Origin of the sequence: Paenibacillus sp. S-12 (assembly GCF_030363895.1) — a bacterium.
GTDB classification, from domain to species: domain Bacteria; phylum Bacillota; class Bacilli; order Paenibacillales; family Paenibacillaceae; genus Paenibacillus_B; species Paenibacillus_B alvei.
Map to the genome: position 1 here is coordinate 70,643 of NZ_JASIUF010000006.1, position 26,538 is coordinate 97,180.

Genomic DNA, 26,538 nt, shown 5'->3' on the forward strand with positions numbered 1-26,538 from the left:
GCTGGCACGCATGAGAGCTTTTGACGTTTACTTATATAGGTTCAGCTAAGCTAAAAAGAATCACCAAGTGTGTCTGTTGAGTTGTTCGTACCATGATACCTAATCTAAAGCTTAAATAGTTACCTTAGGTTTTGTCTTTTGTATTCTATGTTTGAGCATATTACACTGTCTTTTTACGAACTTTTTACTAATATGTGCGGCTTCTACCCCATTTATAATTGGATTTCGTCTAAGCGTCTTATATGTGATATCTTTCACATTCTACTAAAATATATCGTGATAATATTTGGTTGTGGTTAAATATTAATAGAAATGGAGGAATTAAAATGAAAAAAAGAAAGAGTCAGCGTAGACGTATTTTGTTCTCTTGTCCAAGTTGCTGTTAATGAGTCCATATTATGATGAATTAAAAATTCCTCTCAGTTATTTGAGAGGAATTTTTAATAGAGGGAGATTTATATGTATATAAAATGGAATCTCACAAAAAAATGTACATTAGGATGTAAATTTTGTATTAATGCCGATAGACGCAAAGAATGGAATACTGATATTAACGGAAATGATTTAGAAAATATTTTAGAACAAATTTCAAAAGTGAGTAATTTAAAGGGGATAACATTATTAGGTGGAGATCCTCTCGATTATAAATATATTTTTGAACTGGCAAAAGGATTCGAAAAACATGATGTTGCATTCGGGTTTATTACAGCAGGGGAACATCTGCATTCAGGGAAATATGATGTATTATTGAAAAATAAAAAATTAGAATTTATTGGATTAAGTATAGATTCGCTTAATCGCAAGATTGTTGAGTCAATTCGAGGGCGTGACATTATTGATTCCCAACTGAAATCTTTAGATTATTTAATTCAGCTAAGAGAGCGTTATAATCTGAACTATAAAATATTTACAAACTCAATATTAATGAATATTAATAAAGATTCATTAATAGATCTTATCGATTATTTCATCAATAAAGGTATAGATAAAATTCAAATATTGGAATACAATCACAGGGAAAATTCAAAAAATGATTTTTCGATTCCTTTCTCTAAAGAATTAATTTTTATAGAAGATCTTATATCTTATTTAATTCCAAAGTTACAAGAGAACAGAGAAGCTATTAGCAAACTGGAATTATGCTTTCTTCCGGAATTAGGGAAAGAGTATCTTGAAAAAAGAATAAAAATGGGAAGCTTGAATAAAGGGAACTCAAATGTGTGTCCAGTATTCAGGGAAACAATTTTCCTTTCTAATGATGGATTTATATATCCTTGTGATAGTTATAAGCCATATCTAAAATTTGATGAAGAAACTGAAATACCAGAAAAAATATATACAATAGAAAATATGTTAGAAACCGATTTAGATGATGTAATAAATCACAATGAATATTTCAGAGATTTACACGAACTCATTAACAAACCAAAGGGTGAGTTGTATAGCAATTTTGAGCCATGTCAAGATTGCGATTATTTGTTAAAAAGCTGTTTCCCTTGTCTAATAGTCTCAGAAAATTATAAAGATGAAACAATAGTCTTTGGCAAATGTGCAAAGTATAAAGAGCTTCTTACTACTGAAAAGGTGGGGAAGTAATGATGAGAAAAAAACCAGAACTTCTGTATTTGCATATGGATGTTACTGTTAAATGTAACTTAAAATGTAAGCATTGTTTTTATGGAGATTATAATAAATCGGAATTTATTTCGCAAGAGCTTGAATTAGGTAGGATGTATGAATTAGTTGATGAAGCTAAGAGCATGGGATGTCAAAAAATAATTTTCTCTGGTGGAGAGGTATTTACAAGCGAGAAATTTATTCCATTGCTTCGATATTGTAAATCAATAAATTTAAAGACAATTTTCATCACTAATGCAACGTTGATAAATGACGAACACTTGGATGAACTAGTAGAGTTAAAAGATAACATTGATGAAATTAAAATAAGTTATGAAGGTAAAAATAATGATTTTGTAAGAGGCAAAGGAACTGAAGAAGTTATTTTAAGAAATATACTAAAGTTAAATGATTTAGGGTTTCGATGGACAATAAATACCATTATCAATAGATTTAATATTAATGAATTAGATTCTATTTATGACTTTATGAAAGCGCATAGCCCATTTGCTTGGAGGTTAGATTTACCATTTAATGTTGGTAGATTTCGTGAGTATTCTTCTCAATTAAAAGTTGATGATTTTGAATCTATATTTATTAAGCTTTCTTCAATTTTGAAAAAATATTTGGAAGAGAAACCTAATTTTGAATTATGGATGTTTAGTCTCTATAGACCAGGATTGGAAGACTTCGATTTTGAAGAAAAAAAATTAGATATGCATCCTTGTTCATATAATAAACGAAACTTAGGAATTAGGGGCTTAGGGGAAGTTACTCCGTGTTCTAGATTTCTACCTATAAATTTAGGTAATGTTAAGAATAACTCAATTAGAGAAGTTAAAGAACAAGAATTGTTTAAAGATTATTGGAAAATAAAAATATCAGATATTAAAGAATGTATTGATTGCAAGTACGTAAAGATTTGCGGGGCTGGTTGTAGAGCAAATGCGTTTGAAAATTTTGGGGATATTTATAGAAGAGATCCATTAAATTGTGCAGTTCTTCCTATGTTTGAGAAGTACATCATTCCTCTCTTCTCAGAAGAAACTCAAGAAAATTTTAGAGAGTTAACGACAGTATAGTTTTTCGTCCTACGCTGTAGCGAGAAGTGAGAAAACATTAGCAAGAAATTTAACTAGGTCACCATGCAGCCTCAAAGTACGATCCTGTAATTTGAAAAGAATGGCGGTTTGTAGAATGAAAATTAAAGCACATAAATTATTTTATCTTATAAGTTTTCTCCAATTTTTTATGGCTGAAATTACAGGGACGACACTTATATTATTTATTCTAAGCAAGGGATATTCTCTACAAATAGCAAATAATTTATTCATCGTTTTATTTGTGAGTATAATGATCTTAGAGATTCCAACGGGTATTATTGCAGATCGGTTTGGAAGAAAGAAATCGGTGGTTCTCGGTTTTTTATGCTACCTTATATATTCATTAATATTCTTAGCAGCAGATAATATATATTTCTTAATTCTTGCACAGCTTTTTGGAGCTCTCGCTACATGTCTGCAATCTGGTGCTTTAGAATCATGGGTTGTTGATAACTCAGAGGAATCAATAGATCATATTTTTGCAACGTCGAATAGTATTATGTATATAGCGGGGTTTATCTGTGGTATATTAGGAGCTTTCCTTGCAAATATTTATTTTGGGCTTCCATGGATTATCAGTATCTTTACTAACATAATTCTCCTTCTGTTATCTATTATTGTAATGAAAGAAAATAGATGGAGCCCTCATACAGTTGAGAATAATAAAACATTTTCAGTGAAATCTATTTTTCAAAATAGTAAGAATATCATTCTATCAGAGAAATCATTATGGATAATTTTTTTAGTAGGTATATTTGTTAACTTCTCTAATTCTGCAGCCAATACGTTTCAGCAACCAAGATTTGTAGCTTTATCAGAGCAAGGGGTTTGGGTGTTTGGAATTATAAAAACGGTATATTCATTATTCATGAGTTTGGGGAGCTACTGGGTAAAAAAATTAAGTGGGAAGTATGACGATCGTACGGTGTTGATCTTTTCGCTTCTTATGCTAGGAATCTGGCTTATTTTTTCAGGGATACTGGACAGCTTTTACCCTGTTCTAGTCACGTTTATGGTTTATGAAATAGGACGTGGTATGTACCCGACAGCAAGCCAAATTTATATTAATAAAAGAATCTCAGGCGAGTACCGAGCAACGATATTATCTTTGGAATCTGCAATTACGAGGATCGGGATGTGTGTTGGGTTATTTGTGACAGGAGTTATAAGTAAGAATTTTGTAACTCTTTCTGATAGCCAGTTGCCGATCAGGGTTTCGTGGGTAATTTGTGGTATAGTTGCGATTATACCGGTGTTTTTTTTGAAATATTTTAAAAAGGTTAAGTAATAAAACTGACGCGGCGATAAATTTGGTTTAGATAAGAACGGTAAGGAGATCTAAACGAGATTCAGAACCACGAACTTGAGAAATGTTGAAGAATTATTTTCAAGATATACAAGTTCTACAAAGCCGGTAGCTGGTACATATTTGAACTACACATTATCAAGTAATTAGTATAAAAATTTAAAGTCAAATTCTGCAGCCTTCGTCCTGTAAGACATCGGATTGAGGCTGTTTAGTTTACTTGAAGTTGTTCGATTCACTAAATATTGTCGGTTTCGGGAATAAAAAGTTTTAGATCACGAAAAGTAGCTCTTACAGAATAGAAAGTATATATTATTTTTCATCTCTACCGCATAAGCGCACTTAAAGAAGTGGGGATTAATGGAATTACTCATGAATTGATGATATGAGGTTAAGGTTTTGTCGATCATTATAGCAACAATAATTATACATTATCAATATAGTGAGTAGAAAGTCTAGCGGGCAGCCTGATGAATGTACATCGGCAACCCGCTTTTTTCCTACCGTTTCTCGACCTGTGGTTCTTGGCTAGCAAGTTTCATTTCTAGCTGCGTCAATTCGTCGGGCTTTTTTTGTTCGCTGCAATGATAGTTATGAGTGCCGTAAGGAGACCCGACTCACCGATCCAAACTTCGGAAAGCTCCCCGGTTGTTTCATGGTCGAAAGGCCCTTGGATTACAGAATCCCATGAGGTATGGATGATGACAGAAGGCCAGACGCTACCTGTAGCTAATCGCAAGTGGGCGGTAATAAACGATATACAGGGTGATGCCCAGGACAGAGAGAAAGACGGACGATCCAGCTACATACATACCGGAAATGACAATCGGGATATGCCAAGCTGCCCAGATCAATCCGCTAAGCAAGATAGGATACGGAGCCTTTGCCTCGATCAATCGCGTCAACATATACCCCCGCCAGCCGACTTCTTCCCCCATAACGGGGATCAGGCTGGTAATACTTCCAGCAATGCCGGCCACTACGACCATAAGTACGAAGCTCAGTGGTGTTGGCAGGTACTACAGACCAAGAGCAAGATGGAATGTTTCGAAGATGCCTCCCACAGGAAGCAGGAATAAGGCTATACCACTCATCCAAGCAATGGAGTAGGTGACTCCGTAGATGAGCATAGGAATGAGCAAGCCTAGCCCGCTCCCTTTCCATACTTTTACGCTGCCCAAACGAAAGGATACATCTGCAAAACCTTCCCGCAAGAGGAGGCGGGTTAGAATGGAGGCGATTGCAGGTACGAGCATGTACACAACAATAAGCAGAATATTTCCCGACATGATGACAGCCGTATTCATGATCAGTGACAACACAAATAAGAAACCAAAAAATAACTTGAGCCCTTTTCTAGCGCATTGAACTTCCGTTCCGAAAAATCTGCAGCATTTTTTTCTACATTCGAATTCAAAATACACCTTCCTTTCGATTCATTAGGTAATTTTTATATGGATGCCTTCAACCTTTCGCAGACTCATTATGGCTAATGGGGTATCATCCTGATTGTGAGGCATGTAACGAAATGATATGCGATGGTGTCATCAAAAAGGATGATAGGGTGTAACTAGGAAAAGTGATACGGGATGACTGAAAATCGGGTATAGCCTTGCTTGCTCTGATCATTGCGTTCATCAAATTACTCGATTGAGGCGGAATACATGATATTCTATTCCTTCTATAAAGTAGTTTCAGCTTTGTCCAGTCAGCATGGCCAAAAATTATAAATGGAGCGATTGTTATGAAGAAAATTTCATTTTTGGCTTTATTGGCGGCTCTCTCGGTTATATCTTTTGTGCCTGCTGCAAATGCAGAACAGGTATCGTCTCGCGGAAACGTATCATATGCTTCAACACCTAGTAACAATTCAACGATTTTAGCATCAACAAATATGCATTACGAAGGAACTTTTGATTCAATATCTACTAATCTCCTCGTCAAAAAAATATGATTGTTGTGAGGGTAAATATGTAGCTGTGACAGCTTATGCAACATATCCAAAAGACACTTTACTACATGCAACTTAAAAAAAAGAATGGAAGCTCCTGAGATATGGTTAAAGAGGACATTTTCACCGACAATATTAAGGCACACACGTACACAAAACTTAAAGCGAGTACTTACCGAGTTCAATTGTGGTATCAAATTCAGAAGTCATTTTTCTTTCTTGTTGACTAAATTCATTTTATTTTATATAATTATCTCGAATTAGAGATACTTCAACCCAAGATAAAGTGTAGTCATCCAAGTAGCTGCTTTTCATATTTGTATAAATGTGAAACACGCAGGATACATTAATTGGGGATCGATGAAAAAGTATCGAAAATGATGTATTCAATTCAATTACAATGTTTTCACAAGATAATCGATATTGAAGGATATTCGAATTTAGGAGGAAAAAAACGATGACAAAAGATTTCTACACTGCGCTTAAAGAAAGACGTACTTACTACGGAATCAATAAAGAGGTACAAGTATCAGATGAAAGAATTAAAGAAATCGTAGAATTTGCAGTGAAACACACTCCGTCAGCTTTCAATTCGCAATCTTCACGTTTGGTTGTATTGTCTGGTGAGGCACATAATAAATTATGGGACATTACAACGGCAGCATTGAGAAAAGTAGTTGGTGATGGAGACTTTTCAGGAACACAACAAAAAATGGATTCCTTCAAAGCAGGTTATGGTACCGTATTATTCTTTGAAGATGAGGCTGTAGTGAAATCACTTCAAGAACAATTTACTGCATATGCTGACAACTTCCCAATTTGGTCAAACCAAGCATCAGCTATGCACCAATTAGTAGTGTGGACAGGATTGGAAGCAGAGGGGTTAGGAGCATCTTTACAGCATTACAATCCACTAATTGATGATGAAGTGAAAAAAGAATGGAATATCCCTGACAATTGGAAGCTTATTGCGCAAATGCCATTTGGTAATCCAACAGCCACACCAGGCGACAAAGAATTTAAACCGTTAGAAGATCGTGTAATGTTTCATAAGTAATTAACTACTATGTAAACGGAACGTTCATTAAAATAAGGAATCCATTTTGAATTTGTCTTTATTCAAAATGGGTTCTTTTTTTGTGCCAACAAGTAATTTTCATCAACTTTTTGATATGCTCAGGACTTCGGTATGTTCATTTTTTCTTACAAGTAGCCGTTATAAGTAATATAGTAAATAATTGGACGGGTAAACTTTTTTGAACCCATTATAGTCTAATCGTTAGCTATACATAAAGAAACGTTGAGAGAGAGGAGAAGTTATGAAGTCAGTATTTGAATTAAGAAAAGGACGCATCGGTATGGGGTGGCTCGTCGTTTGTTCGATGATTATCTCGGCATTATCATACCCAACAAGTATACAAGCTCTGAGCAATGCGGTGTCGGCAACATACGGCAATCAGACTGGTTCCGTTCAGGATTTTGCGAGATATGACGTGGATCCGTCCACATCAGTCACTTTAGGTGCGGGTTCCTCTAAGGCGATAAAGGTATACGGATACAACTCTAATGGGAAAAAAGTATCGCTCGGAACGAAGGTTCAATGGCGGTCAGGCAACGAGCAAGTTGTGAAAATGAGCGGGGCAACGATCAAGGGCGTTGCGGAAGGCAGCACGATCGTTACAGGCGTGTACGGTTCGCAAAGGTTCGATATTTCCGTACAGGTTACCGCCACGGTTAAAAAGCTAATCGTAACCCCAGCGAAGATGGCGCTGTCTCCCGGGAAGTCTGCGACTTTTTCCGTTCAAGCGGTCTTTGCAGGCGGGAGTACAAGAGATGTTACTTCACTGGTAACGGCGAAAGCATCAGGCCAAGGCATTGAGGTTCGAAACGGTGTCGTAACAGCGGTGGGACAGCCAAAAGGAAGCGCCAGTGTAAAGCTGTATTACGGGGGCAAAGGGACAACCCTTCCCGTTGCTCTGCAGGAGAACATGGTAAACATCGATGTTCAACCTTCGTCTATCGTAATGGGAGCGGGAACGACGAAGCCTATCAAAGTCATCGGCACTTTGTCGAGCGGCAAAAAAGTGTCGCTTTCAGGAAAGGTAGCGTGGAAATCCGGCAATGATCAAGTTGCAAAGGCGACGGTTTCGGGTGTAAAAGCAATTGCAGAAGGCACGACGAGAATCGTTGGTGTGTACGGTGATCGCACTTTTGAAATTCCGGTTCAAGTCACGCCTAAATTGAAGAAGCTGACGGTTGTGCCATCTGCGACGAAGCTTGCTCCGAATCACACGACAAGCTATCGAGTACAGGCGATCTACAGCAGCGGCAACACGTCTGATGTAACTTCACTTGCTCAGTCGAAGTCAAATGGCAAGGCAACCGCGAGTTATGGTACGATCACCGCAGTCAGCAAAGGGAAGTCCGTGATTACTTTTTCATACGGCGGCAAAAAGGTATCTCTGCGCATCACGATAGAGTAGCATGAACAATTGATGCTTGGTGAAGAAAAGGTATTCGTTTTACTCTCCATTTCATTAATATTGAGAATATGATATGAAGACCGAGGGCTGTCTATAGTAGTTCATCTACTATGGACAGTCCTTTTTGTGATCATTAGTTCCCGTGTTGAGGTATACCAATCCCTGAAACTATGTAAACTCGTTTGATTTTCATATTTTCAGTAACCAAAGGGACAACCTCTGAATATAGTAATCTTAGAAAGGCAAGAGGAGGTGATACTCATGGCAGTATTTCAAATCGCTTCTATCTTGGGAATTAATCTCGCAGAGGCCCAGAAGGTGCTGGAAGAGATCCTGAATGGCGTTGTGCCGCCAATTCTTGAGCCTGTCAAAGATCTGATTCTGTTTCTTGTAAACGCAGGCTTAAGCAATATTGCCGTTGTATTGTAAGGCATTTTCAGGCTCTACGATATGAAGCGCATCCGTTATTGGGGGCGCTTCTTTTTGCTGGGACGACCGATTATATAGCTAGCTTAGCTGCAGTTTTATCTAACACGCATTCACGTACTTCTACATATGATGTACTTGGTTGGAACAATGGTAGAGGAAGGGGGGGTTATGTGCGAACATTCTGGAAGAAGATTTGGCAAGAAGAGAAGACGCTAATCCGAGCCTCGGCAATATGGTTCTCCGTAGGCATTGCACTCAGTCTATTCATTGGAAATCAGATTCATTTGGAAAAAGCAAATCTGCTGACTGGTTTTCACTATGAATGGTACCAAATTGCGGCGAACAATATCGGTGCAGGGCTTCTCGTTGCAGCCAGCGGGATTCTATTATCCGTTCCTTCCGTTCTTCTTACGCTATTCAACGGTTTTATGTTAGGCTATCTCGCTATGTTGTCTGCCTCTCATTATTCTGCGGCGGCAATTATTGCGGCGTTGGCCCCTCATGGCATCTTCGAGATTCCGGCGATCATATTAGCTTGTACCATAGGACTGAAGCCCTTTAACTGGCTCCTTCGATACGTAAGAACCAAGCAATCGGTTGATTGGAAGCAGGAAGGGTTGAGGATTGCGTGGCTGCTGGGCCTAATGATCTCATTGTTTATTGTTGCAAGCTTGATCGAGACGTATGTATCTCCCGTCACCATGAGCTGGCTGCAATAATGACGTACGAAATTGATCATAATTGCCTGCATTATAATAAGGAGTTCGTTGCGAAAGTTCACTTGGCGGTAATGGAAAAAGTGTAAATAGTGATAGCGGCATAACAAGGTTCATTGCTCCTTGTTATGCCGCTATTCGTTTGGACGCTGGATTCTGTTTCTAATCCGTTATGAGAAAACCTATTTCTTTGAGCGCCTCGCACACTTCATCCAATCGCTCTTCGCTTGGTGAGGTCAATGTATGCAAGTGTACGCCGTTCGTCAGCTCAGAGATGAAGGCTGCTCCGCTGCTGCGAATATTTCGCATGAAGTCATATACCTCTTTGCGGGTGTTTACACGGATTTGTGCTGAAATTTGTCCGTATATAGGATGTTCTACAATAACATCCTGAACACTCACGCCATAATCGACAATGAGCAGCAATTCTTCTTCACTCTGCTGCGGCGTATGCTGAACAGCAATCACCCGCTCATACAACGCGGCGTTATCCTTTTTGTCATGATCCATATATACGTACCCTTGGCTGGTCGCGAGAATAGGCTCATTACGCGCTTTAAGCAAGGTCATATCCTGTACGATCACTTGGCGTGACACCTTGGCTCGTTGGGCCAGTTCGGTTCCCGTTAGCGGGGAGGAGGACTTCAGCCAATCCAGCAATTTGGCTCGTCGCTCGTCGCCTGTCAGCTTCGTGTTATTCGCCAATCGGCTTCGCTCCTTTCAAGGATGCAAGCAATGTCAGCATGCGATCCAAATGTTCGATCGTCGTGGATCTGCCGAAGGAAATGCGGATGAACCGGAGCGCGTCTTCCTTACTTAACCCAATAGCCGCAAGGGAAGGCGAATGCTCATGATGGCCTGCTGTACAGGCCGTTCCAGTAGAAATGCAGATTCCGATCCTGTTACATTCTAGCATAACATATTGGCCCTCCATTCCGTCAAAGAGACACCCGGCGATATGGGGGACAATGTCTACGTTCTTCTCACTCATTACACAGACCAACGGAATATGGAGATGCTCTGCCTGCGTGAACAGATAGCTGCGAAGCGAGCGGAAGTGTGCCGTCCGTTGCGCCAGTTCCTCCACACAAAGTTCAGCCGCTGTAATAAAGGCGCCGATACCGGGAACATTGACTGTGCCCGCACGGAAGCCGCGTTCATGACGGGTTCCTGGAAGGATGGGCTGCCAAGGAACATGTGGATGAAGATAGGCTGCTCCCACACCTTTAGGGCCATGTACTTTATGACTGGATAGTGAGCAAGCATCCACCCCAAGCTTCCGGATATCAATCGGAAGCTTGCCGAAGGTTTGAACCATGTCGCTGTGCAGAAAGATGCCTCGGGTGCTGAGAAGAGGCGATAGCTCGGCCAGCGGCTGAACAATCCCCGTTTCGGAATTGGCGTGCTGGATCGATACCAAGCCTGTGTCCGATTCCAAGGACGCTTCAAGAATTTCCTTCGTAATGATGCCTCTTTCATTTGGCTCAATGAGGGTCACACGGTACCCTAGCCGTTCTAGATATGGAATGGCGTTGCGAATAGAGGCATGCTCCATTGTCGTTGTGATCAGATGTTTCTTGCAATCTGGCAAGCCGTTCAGGATCGATTGAAGGGATAGTAGGTTCGATTCTGATCCTCCGCTTGTAAAATATACCCCCTCAGTAACACCGCCGATCATGTTCGCCAGCTTCTCACGGCAATATTCCAATATATATGCTGCATGGCCGCCAGCATCATGAAGACTAGAGCTGTTGCCGTACACTTCGCGGTTCAATTCGTTAAGCATGCGAATTGCACGTTCGTCCATAGGCGCGGCAGCAGCGTAATCCAAGTAGATCAACGTATTGATTCCCCTTTTATATGCAAATCCTTGCTTGCAAACTGATTGAGCTTATTGTAAGGTGGTATCAGATTCACTGTCAATACAGGTGTAAAGACATGTGTAAAAGTATGAACGTTATCATTGTAAACGTCCTTAGTACGTAATCCAATAAATAAAGAAGTGAAGAGCTATGAAAATCGTAGACCAGTCTGTCATTATAGTTGGATCAGGAGCAGCGGCATTGTCTCTCGCATCCTCGTTGCCTGCGCATATCAAGGTAACCGTATTAACAAAGGAAAAGGTGCTAGCCAGCAATTCATTCCTTGCGCAAGGGGGAATAGCGACTTCCTATCTGCCAGATGATTCGGAGTTCAGTCATATCACAGATACGCTTACGGCTGGAGCAGGGCATAACGACTTGGACATGGTGAAGACTGTCATTCGAGAAGGCAAGAAGATCATGATGGAGCTAGTGGACGAACAGTTCCCTTTTGACCGTGATCACCATGGCAAGCTGATGCTTGGGCGTGAAGGAGCTCATCGTGCAAATCGGATTTTCCATGCTGGCGGTGATGCTTCTGGCCGAAGGCTGGTGGAGTATTTGCTGCGGGAGCTGCCTAGTCATATTCAGTTCCGTGAATTTGTTACGGTTGTGGATGTGCTGGTGGAGAATGGACGTTGCCAAGGTGTTGTGCTCATAGACAAGGAGGGGCAGATCGCAACGCTGTATGCCGATCAAGTCGTGCTGGCAACAGGCGGCTGCGGCAGTCTCTATTGTCATCACAGCAATCATCAGGTTGTAACCGGGGATGGATTAATGCTGGCTTATCGTGCTGGAGCTGCCTTAACAGATCTCGAATTTATGCAGTTTCATCCGACGCTTCTCGTGAAGGATGGGCGCAGCTATGGGCTCGTGTCTGAAGCGGTGCGCGGCGAAGGGGGCGTGCTGATTGACGAACATGGACGCCGGATTATGAAGGGCCGACATGAACTAGAGGATCTGGCTCCGCGCGATGTGGTTGCTCGGGTAATTTATGAAAAAATACAGCTTGGGCATCACGTATCTATTGATATTCAGGCATGCAATGATTTTCGAAGTCGGTTTCCTAGCATTACCCGTCTATGTGAAGAGGCAGGAATTGATCTAGAGGAACAGCGCATTCCAGTTGCGCCGGGCATGCACTTTCTAATGGGTGGCATTCAAGTTGATGCATGGGGAGAGAGCGCGGTTCGCGGACTGTTTGCAATTGGAGAAGCGGGATACAACGGACTGCATGGGGCGAATCGTTTGGCAAGCAATTCGCTATTGGAAGCACTGGTTTCAGGCCGTAGAGCAGCACGAAGGATCAGTGAGATGGGGGGACAGGGATCAGAAGCAAGCGAAGCGGGAACTAGAACTGGAGCAACCGAGGTTGGTGCAGCTAGAGCAGATACAGCAGATGCAGCAGCCGAAGCAGATGGCGCAGCTACAACAACAGCAGTTGAAGCAGATAGCGTAGCTACAACAACAGCAACCGAATTCGTCGAAACGGCTGGTGGCGAGGTGACATCTCAACTGATATCCATTCAGGTTCCGGAGATGACGCTTGCTGAGCTTCAACGCAGGATGACCGCAGCAGTAGCGATTGAACGGAATCAGGATCAATTGGGAAACATGAAGCAGTGGCTGGAAAATATGCCGTCACAGGCAATCAAAGTGCAAAAAATCACAAGGGATCAGCTGGAATTAGCAAACCTATGGCAGTTGGCTCGCCTTGTTACGAAATCAGCCCTGCTGCGGGAGGAAAGTCGTGGTGCTCATTTCCGAAGCGACTTCCCAGAACGGGATGATAGACGATGGGGAAGCAAGCAGATTGTGCATTCCCAATCAGGAACCCAAATCATTGTAAATGAAAGGATCATGCCATCATGGAACGTTTTCAATTGAGAAGACTGCTTGAATCTTTCTATGCAGAGGATATCGGCAGCGGGGATCAGACTTCATCTTTCCTATTTGGCGGTGAACAGTGTGAAGCTGTCATTCGCAGCAAAGCAACAGGCTTGCTCGCAGGATCAGAAATCATTACGGAAGGCTTCCGATTGATGTCGGATGACATTCAAGTGTCCTTGAAGAAGCAGGATGGCGATTCGTTGTCTGACGGAGAAGCGATAGCAGTTATGAGAGGGCCCGCTGCCGCACTATTGACCGGAGAACGGGTTGTGTTGAACCTGCTTCAGCGGATGTCGGCTATTGCGACACAGACACATAAGGCGATCCAACTGCTTGATGACGAGCATACCCGAATCTGTGATACGCGCAAGACAATGCCGGGCCTGCGGATGCTGGATAAATATGCGGTTCGCATAGGCGGGGGCTACAATCATCGCTTCGGACTGTATGACGGCATTATGATCAAGGACAATCACATCGCGGCCTGCGGCTCGATCACGGAAGCAATCAAGCGGGCGCGTTCATGTGCGGGACATATGATTCGAATTGAAGTGGAAATTGAATCGGAAAAGCAACTGCTGGAGGCCGTTGCTGCAGAGGCGGACGTCATCATGTTCGACAATCGCTCACCGGAAGAGGTGAAGCATTTTGCATCATTAACGCCATCAAGCATCGTTACCGAGGCATCTGGCGGGATAACACTGCACACACTTCCGCAGTTCCGAGGAACCGGCGTGGATTATATTTCGCTTGGATTTTTAACACATTCTGTATCCAACTTGGACATCAGCATGAATGTTGAGCTTGGATAAGTAATCGGGAGGAGGAGAGAGACAATGTCTATTTTAGACGCACTACTTGTTGGATCTGCAATGATGCCAGAACGCTATAAGCAGTTGGGCGTGGAAGAAATGGAGCGTCGGGTGCGTGACATTAAGCTGAAATTTGGCTCCAGACTGTTAATTCCGGGTCATCATTATCAAAAGGATGAAGTCATTCAGTTTGCGGATATTACTGGCGATTCGCTGCAACTGGCTCAGCAGATAACCGATGCCGAGTACATCGTATTTTGCGGCGTACACTTTATGGCGGAAACGGCTGACATGCTGTCGGCCCCGAGCCAGACGGTTGTCCTGCCGGATATGCGTGCTGGATGCTCGATGGCTGATATGGCTAACATGCAGCAAACGGAAGCGGCATGGGAGCGTCTGCAAGCGATTTATGGAGATACCATTATTCCGTTGACTTATGTCAATTCCTCGGCTGAGATTAAGGCATTTGTCGGACGCCATGGCGGCGCGACAGTGACCTCGTCCAATGCCAAGGGAGTGCTGGAATGGGCCTTCAAGCAGAAGGAGCGCATTCTTTTTCTGCCCGATCAGCATCTTGGCCGCAATACGGCCTATGAGCTAGGCATTCCAATTCACGATATGGCGGTGTGGGATCCAGAGGGCAATGAACTGGTAACGGATCGTGAGAATGTCCAGGGCATTCAGCTCATTTTGTGGAAGGGGCATTGCTCGGTTCATGAGAAGTTCACGGTAGACAATATTCGCAGCATCCGGGAGCGGGACTCAGAGGTGCAGATTATTGTACATCCCGAATGCTCACGCGAAGTCGTCGAGCTGTCCGATTATGCGGGATCGACAAAGTACATTATTGATACGATCAATGCAGCGGCATCCGGTACGAAGTGGGCTATTGGCACGGAAATGAATCTGGTGAACCGCATCATTCATACTCACTCTGATAAGCAGATTGAATCGCTTAATCCGCATATGTGTCCATGTTTGACGATGAACCGGATCGACCTGCCTCATTTGCTCTGGTCGCTAGAGCAAATTGAAGCCGGCAAGCCGGTAGGCGTCATTACGGTGCCAGACTCAATTAAGGTCGATGCTATCAAGGCACTGGATCGAATGCTGAACATTCAGTAAGAACTTTCTTGACAGAACTGCATACAAATGTAATAGTTAAAGGAATGGATATATTTGCCTATCTATTTCGAATGAAAGGGCGATGCAGAGTGAGGCGCGTTCATCATTGTTACTGGGATAAGCAATTTCATAGGTCGCCCTTTTTGAACAAGAGGCTGTGTGGAAGATAAGAACTTCCGCACAGCCTCTTTCTTTTGGTAAAGCAAGAAAGGAGAGGGATGGTTTTGGCGGTTAAACATTTGCATCAAGAGGAGCATACAGGGCCTATTACACTGGATGGAGGACAATTGACGCTTCGCCAACTGGTTGCGATTGCCTATGACTATGCACCAGTTGTGCTTGCTGCTGACGCGGTACAGCGTGTCGTGCGATGCCGGGACATGGTCGAGGAATTCGTCGATGCGAATAAAGTGGTATACGGAGTTACGACCGGGTTCGGCAAGTTCAGCGATGTCATGATCTCACCGGAGGACTCTGCCGAGCTGCAGGCTAACTTAATTCGCAGCCATGCATGTGCGGTAGGCTCTTCTTTGCCAGAGTCGACGGTACGCGCGATTATGCTGCTGCGGGCAAATGCCTTGTCCAAAGGTTTTTCGGGCATTCGTCTGGAAACGCTTCAATTGCTTGTCGACTGCCTGAATCGGGGCGTGCATCCGGTTATTCCCGAACAAGGCTCGTTAGGCGCTAGCGGGGATTTGGCTCCGCTGTCGCACTTGGCGCTTGTGCTCATGGGAGAAGGCGAGGCCGTCTATAACGGGACACGCATGTCAGGCCATGAGGCATTGGCATCGGCAGGCTTGAAGCCGGTTCAGTTGCAAGCCAAGGAAGGATTGTCACTCATCAATGGGACACAGATTATGACGGCAATCGGCTCACTGACTTATGTGCAAGCACTGCGGCTTGCCAAGACGGCGGATGCCGTTGCTGCCCTTACGGTGGAATGCCTGCATGGAATTACGGATGCCTTCGCGGATGAACTTCAGCGAGTCCGGCCTTATCCGGAGCAGATTGGCGTTGCAGCTAATTTGCGAACATTGCTGGAAGGCAGCCAATTGACGACGAAGCAAGGTGATATTTGTGTGCAGGATGCCTATTCCTTGCGCTGCCTGCCTCAGGTTCATGGCGCATCGCGTCAGGTGCTTGCCTATGTGGAAGATAAGCTGAACGTCGAGATGAATGCGGCAACAGACAATCCGCTCTTATTTTTAGAAGAGGGAACGGTCATCTCCGGGGGCAATTTCCATGGGCAGCCGATGGCGTTTGCAATGGATTTCTTAAAAATCGGCATGAGCGAGTTGGCCAATATTGCGGAGCGTCGCACGGAGCGGCTTGTCAATCCAGCATTATCCGGCGGTCTTCCGGCATTTTTAAGCCATCAGCCCGGAATAGCGTCCGGCATGATGATTCCGCAGTACGTCAGCGCATCTCTCGTCTCTGAGAACAAGGTGCTGGCTCATCCAGCGAGTGTGGACTCGATTCCGTCCTCTGCCAATCAGGAGGATCATGTATCCATGGGTACGACAGCCGCACGGCATGCAGCCCAAGTCGTAGACAATGCAGCCAAGGTGCTGGCGATTGAACTGATTTGCGCGGCGGAAGCCGCTGAATTCAGAGGGGCTGATAAGCTGGCACCAGCGACGCGTTCAGTATTCGACTTGGTGCGCAAAATCGTACCTCCGGTAACGATAGACCGCTCACTTGGCAAGGAAATTGAAGCAGTAGCATCCGCACTTAGCAAGGGTGATTTCCTGTATGCTGCAGAGAGCATAACCGGACCATTATATTAATCTGCTTAATTATAAAAATGGTTTCATATGAAAAGGAGGCGTAACAAGATGAATCAAGTGAAGAGAAGCGTTTGTGCACCACGCGGCAAGGAGCTGACATGCAAAGGATGGGTTCAGGAAGCGGCCATGCGCATGCTGATGAACAATTTGGATCCAGAGGTAGCAGAACGGCCAGAGGATTTGGTTGTCTATGGCGGAATTGGCAAAGCGGCCCGCAATTGGCCTTCCTATGAAGCTATTGTCCGCGAGCTGCAGCGGCTGGAGAGCGATGAAACACTGCTTATCCAATCCGGTAAGCCGGTAGGTGTATTTCGCACCCATGAGCGGGCACCGCGCGTGCTTTTGTCCAACTCAGTGCTTGTGCCTAACTGGGCGAATTGGGAACATTTCCGTGAGCTCGAACGCAAAGGGCTGATGATGTACGGCCAGATGACTGCTGGCAGCTGGATTTATATTGGGACGCAGGGCATTCTCCAAGGCACATATGAAACGTTTGCGGAAGCGGCCCGCCAGCATGCGGGGGGGTCGCTGCGCGGCACGCTGACATTAACGGCTGGCCTGGGCGGCATGGGCGGCGCTCAGCCTCTCGCTGTAACGATGAATGATGGTGTTGTCATCGCAGTCGAGGCAGATCGTTCTCGGATTGAGCGCCGCATTGAAACGCGCTACTGCGATGTGCTTGCTGAAAATGTAGATGAGGCGCTGGAGCTTGCTCGGCATGCAATTGATGAGAAAAGATCGTTATCGATTGGGCTGCTTGGCAATGCGGCTGAGATCTTTCCCGAATTCGTCCGCCGCGGCATCAAGCCTGACTTCGTAACTGACCAGACGTCTGCTCATGATCCATTGAACGGATATATTCCTGCTGGATACAGCTTGGAGGAAGCGGCAGCTTTGCGTACCCGCGATCCGAAGCATTATATCGAGCTGGCCAAGGCCAGCATGGCAGTTCACGTTCAGGCGATGCTTGATCTGCAGAAGCAGGGGGCTGTCGTGTTCGATTACGGCAATAACATACGGCAAGTTGCCTTCGACCAAGGCGTGCAAGATGCGTTTGCATTCCCGGGCTTTGTTCCCGCCTATATTCGTCCGCTGTTCTGCGAGGGCAAGGGGCCGTTCCGTTGGGCTGCCTTATCGGGCGATCCAGAGGACATCCGCAGGACAGACGAACTCGTATTGAAGCTATTCCCGGAAAATGATCATTTGCGCCGCTGGATTACGATGGCGCAGGAGAGAATAGCTTTTCAAGGTTTGCCGGCCCGCATTTGCTGGCTCGGCTATGGGGAACGCGCCAAGTTCGGCCTTGCGATCAATGAGATGGTCAAATCTGGCGAGTTGAGCGCTCCGATCGTGATTGGCCGCGATCATCTTGACTGCGGCTCAGTCGCATCTCCGAACCGCGAGACGGAAGGCATGAAGGACGGCTCCGATGCAGTAGGCGATTGGGCGATTTTGAACGCACTCATCAATACTTCGGCAGGGGCTTCTTGGGTATCTGTGCATCACGGCGGGGGCGTCGGCATGGGGTATTCCCTGCATGCCGGCATGGTTGTCGTTGCCGACGGGACGGAGGAAGCGGCGGAACGGCTGCGCTGCGTTTTGACAACCGATCCGGGCATGGGTGTCATTCGCCACGTAGATGCAGGGTATGATGAAGCGGTTGCGACTGCGGATCTGCACGGAATCAGCATTCCAATGCGCCAGCAGTCTTAATATACACATACATGTCAATGTCGAACATGCTGCACAACGAGGGAGGTTGCTTTCTTTGAAAAAAACGGATTTGCTGCTAACGGGAATCGGATGCTTATACACGCCAGAAGGCAGGGTGCCGAAGTGCGGAGAAGAAATGGGCCGCGTTCGTCAAATACAAGATGCGGCTGTTGCCATTGACCAGGGACGAATCGTAATGGTTGGGCAGAAGGATGAAGTGATGGCAGCTTTAACAGCTGAAGAAGCAATGATTAAGGAAACGCTTGATGTGGGCGGCCGCATTATGACACCGGGGCTGGTCGATCCTCATACTCATCTCGTCCATGGAGGATCGCGCGAGCATGAGCTGGCGATGAAGCGCTCGGGCGTGCCGTATTTGGATATTTTGGCGCAAGGAGGCGGAATTTTAAGCACCGTCAAATCGACGCGGCAATGGAGCGAACAAGAACTGTACGACAAGGCGCATCGAAGCTTGGATGAAATGCTGCTTCAGGGCGTAACGACGATTGAGGCGAAGAGCGGCTATGGCTTATCTCTGGATGCGGAGCTGAAGCAACTGCGTGTAGCGCGTCGGCTGCAGGAGAACCATTCCGTAGACGTTGTATCCACCTTCATGGGAGCGCATGCCATTCCGGCAGAGTACAAGGGTCGAACAAATGATTTTGTAGACATAATTATTCGAGATATGCTTCCAACGGTCGCGTCAGAAGGACTGGCGGAATTTTGCGATATTTTCTGCGAAGAAGGCGTATTCGATGTGGAGCAGTCGCGTCGAGTTTTATTGGAAGGCAAGCGCTATGGACTTATTCCGAAAATTCATGCGGATGAAATTGTAGCATTAGGCGGTTCTGAGCTAGCCCAAGAGGTGGGAGCGATCTCAGCAGAGCATCTGGTAATGACAACCGATCAAGGATTATCCAGTCTGGCCGCAGGTAATGTGATTCCGGTCTTGCTTCCGGGAACGACCTTCAATCTTGGTCTGGACCAGCATGCCCGTGCCCGCGACATGATCGACAAGTTCCGGCTGCCTGTCGCTCTTTCAACCGATTACAATCCGGGCTCATGCCCGACGGAATCGATCCAACTCATCATCATGCTGGCATCCTTGAATTTGAAAATGCAGCCTGAAGAGATTCTGACGGCATGCACGTTGAATGCAGCCGCTGCGATCGGACGTGCAGCAGACATCGGCTCTATCGAAGTCGGCAAGCGGGCGGACTTGACCATTTTCGATGCGCCGAATCTAGCTTACTTGCCCTATCACTTCGGCATTAACCACACGTTTGGTGTGATCAAGAACGGAACGCAGGTTGTATGGAACCGTACTTTGAAGACGAAAGCAGTGCAAGGTGAAGGTGTACGATAAACGATAACTTCTCTTATTTGCGCATAGGTTACATCAAGGCCCGCCGTATCATTTATGCTGAGCTTTTTGAGCGGAATGGCGGAGCACACGCAACAAAAAATCCCCCTCATTGAGGGGGATTGTCATATTCAAATGAGAGGAGCCGGCTATCAACCTGCGGCCCATACATCCAATTCAATTTTTAATTCAGGAAGACCCAATCCAGCCACATAGGCGATCGTCATGGAAGGAGGGGTAGCGCCGAATACGTTATTCCACTCCGCATCGAAATGATTCCAGTCGATTTCTTCCGTCGCCCAAATATTCACTTTCACGACATGATCAGGCGTCAACTTCTGAGAAGCAAGGATGGCAACAATGTTGCTCATCGTGTTCGTTACTTGTTCATTGAAGTCAGTGGGAATGTGATTGCTTGGATCGATTCCAATTTGACCAGAAAAAACATACAGTTCTGAATTTCTGCTAATTTTGGTTACATGGCTGTACTCTCCAACCGGCTTTGCAATCGATTCAGGATTATATCTGGAAACGATAGAATTGGTTTGTGTCATTAATCATATCTCCTTTTAAATGGTTTTCGTTCATTTCCTTCAAAATGGACAGACGTATCCCGTCCCCATGAATTCTAGAAGAAAACAGCAGTAGAATACCCGATACCGAAGGATAGGTTTTTCAAAGCTCTCTTTTTCATCAGGTATTCACTCCTTCCCATTTAAAAGTTAATCATTTGATGTAAAACACCTAAATTATAGCATTAAATTTCCTCCAATACTAGGGAATTTCACTTGGGGAAATAACAGACTTTTGAATTGATATCGAAGAAGAAAACAGTAGCATATATCGCTTCGATTATTTTTATGATGGTTACTATAGGGAGGGATTTGCATGAACCAATTTGCCAACATAAGCCTTGAGGAACGAGAAGCTTTGTTCACTTCGTTCATGGCCAGGTATGAAGCATTTAAGCAGCAAAAGCTTTCATTAGACATGTCGAGGGGCAAGCCTTGCTCTGAACAACTGGATTTATCGAATGAACTGTTCTTTCCATTGACGCAGGAAGCGTATTTTGACGGAAATACAGATCTGCGGAATTACGGCGGACTTGATGGGCTTCCGGATATGAAAAGATGGTTTGCCGAGCTGCTGCAGGTTGCGTCGAATGAGGTCATTGTCGGCGGCAATTCAAGCCTAAACATGATGTACGATACGATAAGCAGAGCCATGCTGTTCGGTGTATGCGGCAGTGATCGGCCATGGGGGAAGCTGCCCCGAATTGCGTTTATATGCCCGAGTCCGGGTTATGACCGGCATTTTGCGATATGTGAGACTCTCGGTATCGAAATGATTCCAGTCGATATAAATCAGGACGGTCCCGACATGGATCGAGTTGAGGAGCTTGTTAGACAAGATGATGCGATAAAAGGAATCTGGTGCGTTCCGAAATACAGCAACCCGGAAGGGATTACGTATTCAGATGAGGTTGTCCATAGACTGGCTACCATGACCACAAAGGCAAATGATTTCCGCATTTTCTGGGACAATGCCTATATCATTCATCATTTAACGGATACGCCCGATCAGCTTCAAGATATTCTGTCTGCCTGTAAGTCTAGCGGGAACCCTGATCGTGTCTTCATGTATTGCTCGACCTCCAAGATTACATTCCCAGGCGCCGGCGTGGCCGCAATGGCTGCGAGTCTCACGAATATCAATCATATGAAAAAGCAAATGGCCGCACAGACCATTGGTCCAGACAAAATCAATCAGCTCCGGCATCTTCAATTTCTGCAAAATACAGAAAAAACGATGCAGCTTATGCAGCGGCATGCGGCGATTCTAAGACCGAAGTTTGAAAAAACGCTAACCATTTTCGATGCTGAACTGGGCGGTTTGGATATTGCCACATGGAGCAAGCCCAACGGCGGTTACTTTATCAGCTTACATACGTTGGACGGCTGCGCTGATCGTGTTGTCGCTTTGGCTGCTGAAGCAGGCGTTATCTTAACGAAAGCGGGCGCCACATTCCCTTATGGGAAGGATCCGCGGGATCGAAATATTCGAATTGCGCCTTCATTCCCGACCATACAAGAGCTTGAACTGGCAATCACGATCGTATGCCTATGTATCAAGATAGCAACGATTGAGAATTTGAACAATATGAATGCCAAGACCGCTAGACAATAGTGTATTGGTGGGCGCTGTTCATGCTTGCAGTGGTAAGCTTTAAGAAGAAAATGAAGGGATAAGTATAGGGGTTCAGCAGTATGCCCGCCTTCCTTTACCTATTCTAACTCAGCGAAGGGCTCGAAAAATCTCTCGCTAGAATGCATATTCGCCGTGTCCCACAAGGATTCGCGTCATAAGGTATAGGAGGGAGGGGAACAAGAATGGAAGCATATTATAATTGCTTGCACTGTATGAACAAGAAAGTTCGTATTCTGACGGTGGATCGCAAGGAATATCGAGGGACGATAGTCAAGGTAGATTATCAAAATGTCTATTTGCGTCCCGAAGCGAATTATGGAGGGGTGAGAACATCTGGCTTCTTTCCTTTCTTTAATAACGAAATTTTAACGCTGAGCTTGTTCACACTGCTTGCTATCGCATTGATATGACTGACGTTCATTAAGAAGATATTACAAAGGAGCTGCATCTCAGCAGCTCCTTGTATGTTATTTCGCAGTGTATTCATTTACTTCAAACGTTAAAATTTTATCGTAAATTACATAGTCTTTACGGCTGGTAAAAGGGCCTTTATTGTTGTTATGTTTATTGATGGCATAAGATGTTGTGCCTATGCCTGCATTTTTGTTTTCATACCACGAGATGAAGGAATTGACTTCTTCCATGGAAAGATCGAATTCTTTTTCCAGTCCAGTCGTCATTGTAACCGTGAGGATGGCACGATTACCTTTAGGTTGTTCTGGGTTAGTCGGATCTGTCGGCTCAGTCGGTTCTTCACTAGTGCCAGGATAATAAACTTCAACTTTATTAATAGCATCAGTGGTTTCGCCGGCTATTGCAAAAATCGCATTGTTGAAGGAGACTACGCCTGCTCTTCTTGTAGTCGGCATGTCTAATTTTTTTGTCCATTCATTTTTTGCCGGATCGAATTCATAAACGGAGTTTATTTTTGTACTACCTTCAGGTTTGCCGCCTCCGATCCCATAGATCTTTCCGTTAAGCTCTGTCGTCCCAATATATATAGCGGTTTCCGGATAAGGAACTCCATTTTCCCAGGTATCTGTTTGAGGATCATAGATTTCAACTTTACTTTGGGAGTTTGAATTAGCTGAATTTTCCCCACCAATTGCATAAATTTTTCCGTTTAATATAGTGAGGCCAATACCGGATCTAGAAGAAGGCATTTTCGCCTTCGTAGCCCAACTGTTGGTTTCCGGATTGTATTCATACACGGTGTTGGAGTTTGAACCACCAGGGTAATATCCCCCTATTACATAAATTTTGTTATTAAATGCAATCCCTGATGTGTAACTTCTTGTTTCGGGCAATCTTGTTTTGCTGGACCACTTGTCCGTTTTAGGATCATACGCTTCAACTAGATCAGAGTACCCGCTATTACCCTTGCCTCCGATTACGTAAATAATATCGTTCACGACAGCTATTGCTGCTCCGTATCTTGCTGTCGGCATGGGAGCTTTTTCGATCCATGAGTCATTAGTAGGATCATAGGCATATACATCTTTGGCAGCGGTATATCCGGAGGAAGAGCCCCCGATTACATATATGGTGTGATTGGCTACAGCTACATGAGGATAGCTTTTGTTTACCGGGAAATCATTTTTTTGTTCCCATTTTTCCACGCCAGTGGAGGCGTATGCGCTTGGTATGAAACATAGCAGTAAAAGTAGCGACAATAGAGCAGATAAGATAGGCTTTTTCATAATCTTCTCCTTTAAATTCAGACTGTATAACGATTATATGGAATTGGAATATGATTGTCTATATATATGTATATATGAAAATATGTAAATAAATGTTTGTTATATACTAAAAAAGTGGGAACCTTACTGATAAGGTGATTCATTCCATTGGAAGTGCCTTATGCGGACATCATGCTTAAACCTAGGTTCCAGTGAAAAATCAAAAAAGTAAATTTATTCAGTGAATCATGTCATAATGCTGCCCTAGTTGGCTGCCTAATTGAATCATAAAATGATAGGTAGAACGACACCTCAGATTCCTTATGCTTCAAATTATTTTGGGAGGTCATTGATTTATGAAAAAACAGATTATAGCAGGTATTTTGGGGCTTACTATGGTAGCTGGCATGTCCACGCCAGCGTTTGCAGCGGAACCGATTTTTGTTCATGAGGAGGAGAACAATAATACGTTTTCAAAGGCTAACGAGTTTAAATTAACAAGTATAGTCATTATTGATGGGAAAGCTTATGAAGGGGATAAAGACTACTACAAGTTTACTCCAGATGAATCAGGATCATATAAGTTTGATTTTGGTCGTGTCAATAATGAACTTCCTGCTGGGGAGGCAGAGGTTACTCTTTACGACGTAGATAGAAATGAAATAAGAAGTAAAAGAGTGAATTCGAGAAACCTATTGGAATTTACCGAAGATTTAAAAAAGGGTAAAGAGTATTATCTTAAGGTAAAAAGTACTTACACTAGATCCTATGAGTATGCAATATGGATCATTAAACAAAACTAATTGCAACATCAAAAATATCGACTCGTTTGTCCTGATGAATGATTTATTCATCGGGATTTTTCTTTTGGTGTAAAAACCTCGACATATTGGTTTTACCATGCAAGATGTATTTCGATCGGAGGCTGCCCTAATTTGATACTAATAGAACCGTTATAATCATATTCTTATAAAAGAAAATAATAAGAAGGAGGGTACAGTTATTTGGAAAAAGTTAAGGTTCGTTTACGCCCCATTGTAAGTAAGTTGAATATGCCCACTGTTTTGAAAACGGCTATACTTCCGGGTGACTCAATGGAAAGATTATTTATTGCAACCCAGGTAGGAGAGATTTTTTACATAGGAAACGGGGATGTAAGGACTTTTTTAGATATTCGCTCACGAATCCTAAAATTAGGTGCCTCTAGTGGCGGGTATGATGAACGGGGATTGATAGGGCTGGCATTTCATCCTGAATTTTATTACAATGGCCTGTTTTATCTCCATTATTCAGTAGCTGGAACCCAAGGTTCAGGTGCTCTTCCAGGTTCTTTTGAATCTTTTAAGCCGAACCCGTGTGATTCTAAAACCTTACACTTGAAGTGGCTTAATAGAGAAACTCAATATGATCATATAGATACAGTTGAAGAATGGATTCTACATTCGAATGATGAACCTCAAAGACGCCGGACATTACTGAATATAAGAAGACCCTTTTTAAATCATAACGGCGTCAATAGCTTAAACTTTTCACCTGAAACAGGAAAACTTGTTCTGACAACCGGAGATGGCGGATCAGGCTATGATCCATTTCATTTAAGCCAAAATAATATGGAAATCGCGGGAAAAATCATTGAAATCGATGTCGCCAAACCTACATTTATCGATAATCCGCCCGTCGTTACACGTTTTAATGAGCTACCCGCATCTATTCAAGAAACGCTTACGGTAATGGCCAAAGGAGGCCGCAATATACCGGGCATTTCTTTTCAAAGGCTTTATCATAATCAGTATATCAAATACGTAGGAAATGTCGGACAGGATCTCGTAGAGTCGATTTTTTCATTCATTCACTATAAACCAATACCGGTTACTCAGCTTGTTCAAGCTTCTTTAGCGAATTCTGTACTTGATCAAGAAGGATTTATTAATTTTGGCTGGAGAGGGTGGGAAGGCGCTTTTCCTACTTCGCTTCTAACAGGCTGTTCTGCAGATCCGGCTTTGGATGAGAAAACAATTTCTTATTACGATGAAGCAATAACAACTTCAGTGCGGCGTCTTCCGCCTCTAATTAGTTATTTTCATAAGGATCCCCGAACCGATAAGTTTGGAGGAACTGCACTTACTGGAGTCCAGGCATATTTGGGAAATGAAATTCCCGGTTTAACGGGAAGCGTTGTGTTTACCGATCTTGCCAGGAATGAAGGATCTCCCCCTCCAGTTAAAGGGGTTTTAGCTTATACCAGGGCTAGAACGGATTGCAAACTAAGTGATTTTCGTGTTATTGAAACCGATTATGATTTTGGGTCTCAATCCGCTTATTATGTAAGTTTAGGCACGAATCTGAGTCAATCCAGGTTATATCTAGGGGTTTATGGCTCTACAAAAGTAACCGACGTTAACCAAGGCACTGTTTTCGAAATTGTTCCATAGTTCAGTTTCTCCCTACTATTTTTTATGCGCCCTTCTCATTATACTTACATGTGACAAGAACT

Annotated in this window: 22 protein-coding genes and 1 pseudogene; 18 read left to right on the top strand and 5 right to left on the bottom strand. The window is 43.9% G+C overall.

The annotated features are described in order from the left end of the window. The first annotated feature begins 459 nt into the window (after positions 1-459). The 3 genes from NO352_RS07155 to NO352_RS07165 all read left to right on the top strand — a co-directional run bounded on the left by NO352_RS07155 (position 460) and on the right by NO352_RS07165 (position 4,008). The gene (locus NO352_RS07155; protein ID WP_289355213.1) at positions 460-1,596 is read left to right on the top strand and encodes a radical SAM protein; all 1,137 of its coding nucleotides are present in this window, start codon (positions 460-462) and stop codon (positions 1,594-1,596) included. Next, a complete protein-coding gene (locus tag NO352_RS07160) occupies positions 1,596-2,699 on the top strand; it encodes a radical SAM/SPASM domain-containing protein (RefSeq protein ID WP_197268622.1) in 1,104 nt (367 codons plus the stop codon). The genes NO352_RS07155 and NO352_RS07160 overlap by 1 nt, the downstream gene beginning before the upstream one ends. Before the next feature lie 115 nt (positions 2,700-2,814). Beyond that, entirely contained in the window at positions 2,815-4,008 is a 1,194-nt protein-coding gene (locus tag NO352_RS07165; protein WP_206703820.1) for an MFS transporter, read from the top strand. A gap of 571 nt (positions 4,009-4,579) precedes the next feature. On the opposite strand, the pseudogene NO352_RS07170 reads toward NO352_RS07165, so the two are convergent. Next, positions 4,580-5,450, bottom strand: a pseudogene (locus tag NO352_RS07170) (CPBP family glutamic-type intramembrane protease). Positions 5,451-5,770: 320 nt separating this feature from the next. Between NO352_RS07170 and NO352_RS07175 the strand changes: the two are divergent. The 5 genes from NO352_RS07175 (at position 5,771) to NO352_RS07195 (ending at position 9,608) form a co-directional block, all read left to right on the top strand. Beyond that, the gene (locus NO352_RS07175; RefSeq protein WP_289355215.1) at positions 5,771-5,980 is read left to right on the top strand and encodes a hypothetical protein; all 210 of its coding nucleotides are present in this window, start codon (positions 5,771-5,773) and stop codon (positions 5,978-5,980) included. A 454-nt stretch (positions 5,981-6,434) separates the two neighbouring features. Further along, positions 6,435-7,034, top strand: coding sequence for a nitroreductase family protein (locus NO352_RS07180; protein ID WP_005544356.1), 600 nt, complete (start codon positions 6,435-6,437; stop codon positions 7,032-7,034). A gap of 262 nt (positions 7,035-7,296) precedes the next feature. Next, entirely contained in the window at positions 7,297-8,460 is a 1,164-nt protein-coding gene (locus NO352_RS07185; RefSeq protein ID WP_005544355.1) for a hypothetical protein, read from the top strand. 261 nt (positions 8,461-8,721) lie between these two features. Next, positions 8,722-8,889 carry a hypothetical protein gene (locus tag NO352_RS07190; RefSeq protein WP_005544354.1) on the top strand — a complete coding sequence of 56 codons (168 nt, stop codon included), beginning with the start codon at positions 8,722-8,724 and terminating at the stop codon, positions 8,887-8,889. 170 nt (positions 8,890-9,059) lie between these two features. Beyond that, complete coding sequence (locus tag NO352_RS07195; RefSeq protein WP_289355216.1) at positions 9,060-9,608, top strand: stage II sporulation protein M; 549 nt, start codon at positions 9,060-9,062, stop codon at positions 9,606-9,608. 159 nt (positions 9,609-9,767) lie between these two features. Here NO352_RS07195 and NO352_RS07200 read toward each other — a convergent pair whose 3' ends face one another. Together NO352_RS07200 and NO352_RS07205 are read right to left on the bottom strand one after the other, a co-directional pair. Further along, a complete protein-coding gene (locus tag NO352_RS07200) occupies positions 9,768-10,310 on the bottom strand; it encodes a transcription repressor NadR (protein WP_005544352.1) in 543 nt (180 codons plus the stop codon). Further along, the gene (locus NO352_RS07205; protein WP_289355217.1) at positions 10,300-11,445 is read right to left on the bottom strand and encodes an IscS subfamily cysteine desulfurase; all 1,146 of its coding nucleotides are present in this window, start codon (positions 11,443-11,445) and stop codon (positions 10,300-10,302) included. The genes NO352_RS07200 and NO352_RS07205 overlap by 11 nt, the downstream gene beginning before the upstream one ends. A 172-nt stretch (positions 11,446-11,617) precedes the next feature. Between NO352_RS07205 and nadB the strand changes: the two genes are divergently transcribed. The 6 genes from nadB to hutI all read left to right on the top strand — a co-directional run bounded on the left by nadB (position 11,618) and on the right by hutI (position 20,160). After that, entirely contained in the window at positions 11,618-13,354 is a 1,737-nt protein-coding gene (gene nadB / locus NO352_RS07210) for an L-aspartate oxidase (RefSeq protein WP_289355218.1), read from the top strand. Next, positions 13,336-14,169 carry a carboxylating nicotinate-nucleotide diphosphorylase gene (gene nadC / locus NO352_RS07215; protein ID WP_005544349.1) on the top strand — a complete coding sequence of 278 codons (834 nt, stop codon included), beginning with the start codon at positions 13,336-13,338 and terminating at the stop codon, positions 14,167-14,169. Before nadB ends, nadC begins: the two co-directional genes overlap by 19 nt. 24 nt (positions 14,170-14,193) lie before the next feature. Continuing rightward, positions 14,194-15,294 carry a quinolinate synthase NadA gene (gene nadA, locus NO352_RS07220; protein WP_289355219.1) on the top strand — a complete coding sequence of 367 codons (1,101 nt, stop codon included), beginning with the start codon at positions 14,194-14,196 and terminating at the stop codon, positions 15,292-15,294. 218 nt (positions 15,295-15,512) lie between these two features. Further along, positions 15,513-17,081, top strand: coding sequence for a histidine ammonia-lyase (hutH, locus tag NO352_RS07225; RefSeq protein WP_483311817.1), 1,569 nt, complete (start codon positions 15,513-15,515; stop codon positions 17,079-17,081). A 48-nt stretch (positions 17,082-17,129) separates the two neighbouring features. Next, positions 17,130-18,794 (top strand): urocanate hydratase, encoded by a 1,665-nt coding sequence (gene hutU / locus NO352_RS07230; protein WP_289355221.1) that lies wholly within the window; start codon positions 17,130-17,132, stop codon positions 18,792-18,794. A gap of 55 nt (positions 18,795-18,849) precedes the next feature. Next, entirely contained in the window at positions 18,850-20,160 is a 1,311-nt protein-coding gene (gene hutI / locus NO352_RS07235; protein ID WP_262866444.1) for an imidazolonepropionase, read from the top strand. 149 nt (positions 20,161-20,309) lie between these two features. Here hutI and NO352_RS07240 read toward each other — a convergent pair whose 3' ends face one another. Further along, on the bottom strand, positions 20,310-20,711 hold the full coding sequence (locus NO352_RS07240; RefSeq protein ID WP_005544344.1) for a RidA family protein: 402 nt from the start codon (positions 20,709-20,711) through the stop codon (positions 20,310-20,312). A 334-nt stretch (positions 20,712-21,045) separates the two neighbouring features. On the opposite strand from NO352_RS07240, the gene NO352_RS07245 reads away from it, so the two are divergent. Beyond that, positions 21,046-22,344: an aspartate aminotransferase type Ic gene (locus NO352_RS07245; RefSeq protein ID WP_289355222.1), complete on the top strand. Its 1,299-nt coding sequence runs from the start codon at positions 21,046-21,048 to the stop codon at positions 22,342-22,344. 203 nt (positions 22,345-22,547) lie between these two features. Then, positions 22,548-22,775 carry a hypothetical protein gene (locus NO352_RS07250; RefSeq protein ID WP_005544342.1) on the top strand — a complete coding sequence of 76 codons (228 nt, stop codon included), beginning with the start codon at positions 22,548-22,550 and terminating at the stop codon, positions 22,773-22,775. Positions 22,776-22,832: 57 nt separating this feature from the next. Here the strand turns inward: NO352_RS07250 and NO352_RS07255 are convergent, their stop codons facing one another. Next, entirely contained in the window at positions 22,833-24,065 is a 1,233-nt protein-coding gene (locus tag NO352_RS07255) for a Kelch repeat-containing protein (RefSeq protein WP_289355223.1), read from the bottom strand. A gap of 335 nt (positions 24,066-24,400) precedes the next feature. Here NO352_RS07255 and NO352_RS07260 point away from each other — a divergent pair, with 335 nt between their 5' ends. After that, a complete protein-coding gene (locus tag NO352_RS07260) occupies positions 24,401-24,847 on the top strand; it encodes a hypothetical protein (RefSeq protein WP_289355224.1) in 447 nt (148 codons plus the stop codon). A 201-nt stretch (positions 24,848-25,048) separates the two neighbouring features. Continuing rightward, on the top strand, positions 25,049-26,476 hold the full coding sequence (locus NO352_RS07265; protein ID WP_289355225.1) for a PQQ-dependent sugar dehydrogenase: 1,428 nt from the start codon (positions 25,049-25,051) through the stop codon (positions 26,474-26,476). Positions 26,477-26,538 lie beyond the last annotated feature (62 nt).

Coding starts and splice junctions, on each gene's coding strand:
- NO352_RS07155 (WP_289355213.1), top strand. CDS start 460: ATGTATATAAAATGGAATCTCACAAAAAAATGTACATTAGGATGTAAA.
- NO352_RS07160 (WP_197268622.1), top strand. CDS start 1,596: ATGATGAGAAAAAAACCAGAACTTCTGTATTTGCATATGGATGTTACT.
- NO352_RS07165 (WP_206703820.1), top strand. CDS start 2,815: ATGAAAATTAAAGCACATAAATTATTTTATCTTATAAGTTTTCTCCAA.
- NO352_RS07175 (WP_289355215.1), top strand. CDS start 5,771: ATGAAGAAAATTTCATTTTTGGCTTTATTGGCGGCTCTCTCGGTTATA.
- NO352_RS07180 (WP_005544356.1), top strand. CDS start 6,435: ATGACAAAAGATTTCTACACTGCGCTTAAAGAAAGACGTACTTACTAC.
- NO352_RS07185 (WP_005544355.1), top strand. CDS start 7,297: ATGAAGTCAGTATTTGAATTAAGAAAAGGACGCATCGGTATGGGGTGG.
- NO352_RS07190 (WP_005544354.1), top strand. CDS start 8,722: ATGGCAGTATTTCAAATCGCTTCTATCTTGGGAATTAATCTCGCAGAG.
- nadB (WP_289355218.1), top strand. CDS start 11,618: ATGAAAATCGTAGACCAGTCTGTCATTATAGTTGGATCAGGAGCAGCG.
- nadC (WP_005544349.1), top strand. CDS start 13,336: ATGGAACGTTTTCAATTGAGAAGACTGCTTGAATCTTTCTATGCAGAG.
- nadA (WP_289355219.1), top strand. CDS start 14,194: ATGTCTATTTTAGACGCACTACTTGTTGGATCTGCAATGATGCCAGAA.
- hutH (WP_483311817.1), top strand. CDS start 15,513: ATGGTTTTGGCGGTTAAACATTTGCATCAAGAGGAGCATACAGGGCCT.
- hutU (WP_289355221.1), top strand. CDS start 17,130: ATGAATCAAGTGAAGAGAAGCGTTTGTGCACCACGCGGCAAGGAGCTG.
- NO352_RS07240 (WP_005544344.1), bottom strand. CDS start 20,711: ATGACACAAACCAATTCTATCGTTTCCAGATATAATCCTGAATCGATT.
- NO352_RS07245 (WP_289355222.1), top strand. CDS start 21,046: ATGAACCAATTTGCCAACATAAGCCTTGAGGAACGAGAAGCTTTGTTC.
- NO352_RS07250 (WP_005544342.1), top strand. CDS start 22,548: ATGGAAGCATATTATAATTGCTTGCACTGTATGAACAAGAAAGTTCGT.
- NO352_RS07255 (WP_289355223.1), bottom strand. CDS start 24,065: ATGAAAAAGCCTATCTTATCTGCTCTATTGTCGCTACTTTTACTGCTA.
- NO352_RS07260 (WP_289355224.1), top strand. CDS start 24,401: ATGAAAAAACAGATTATAGCAGGTATTTTGGGGCTTACTATGGTAGCT.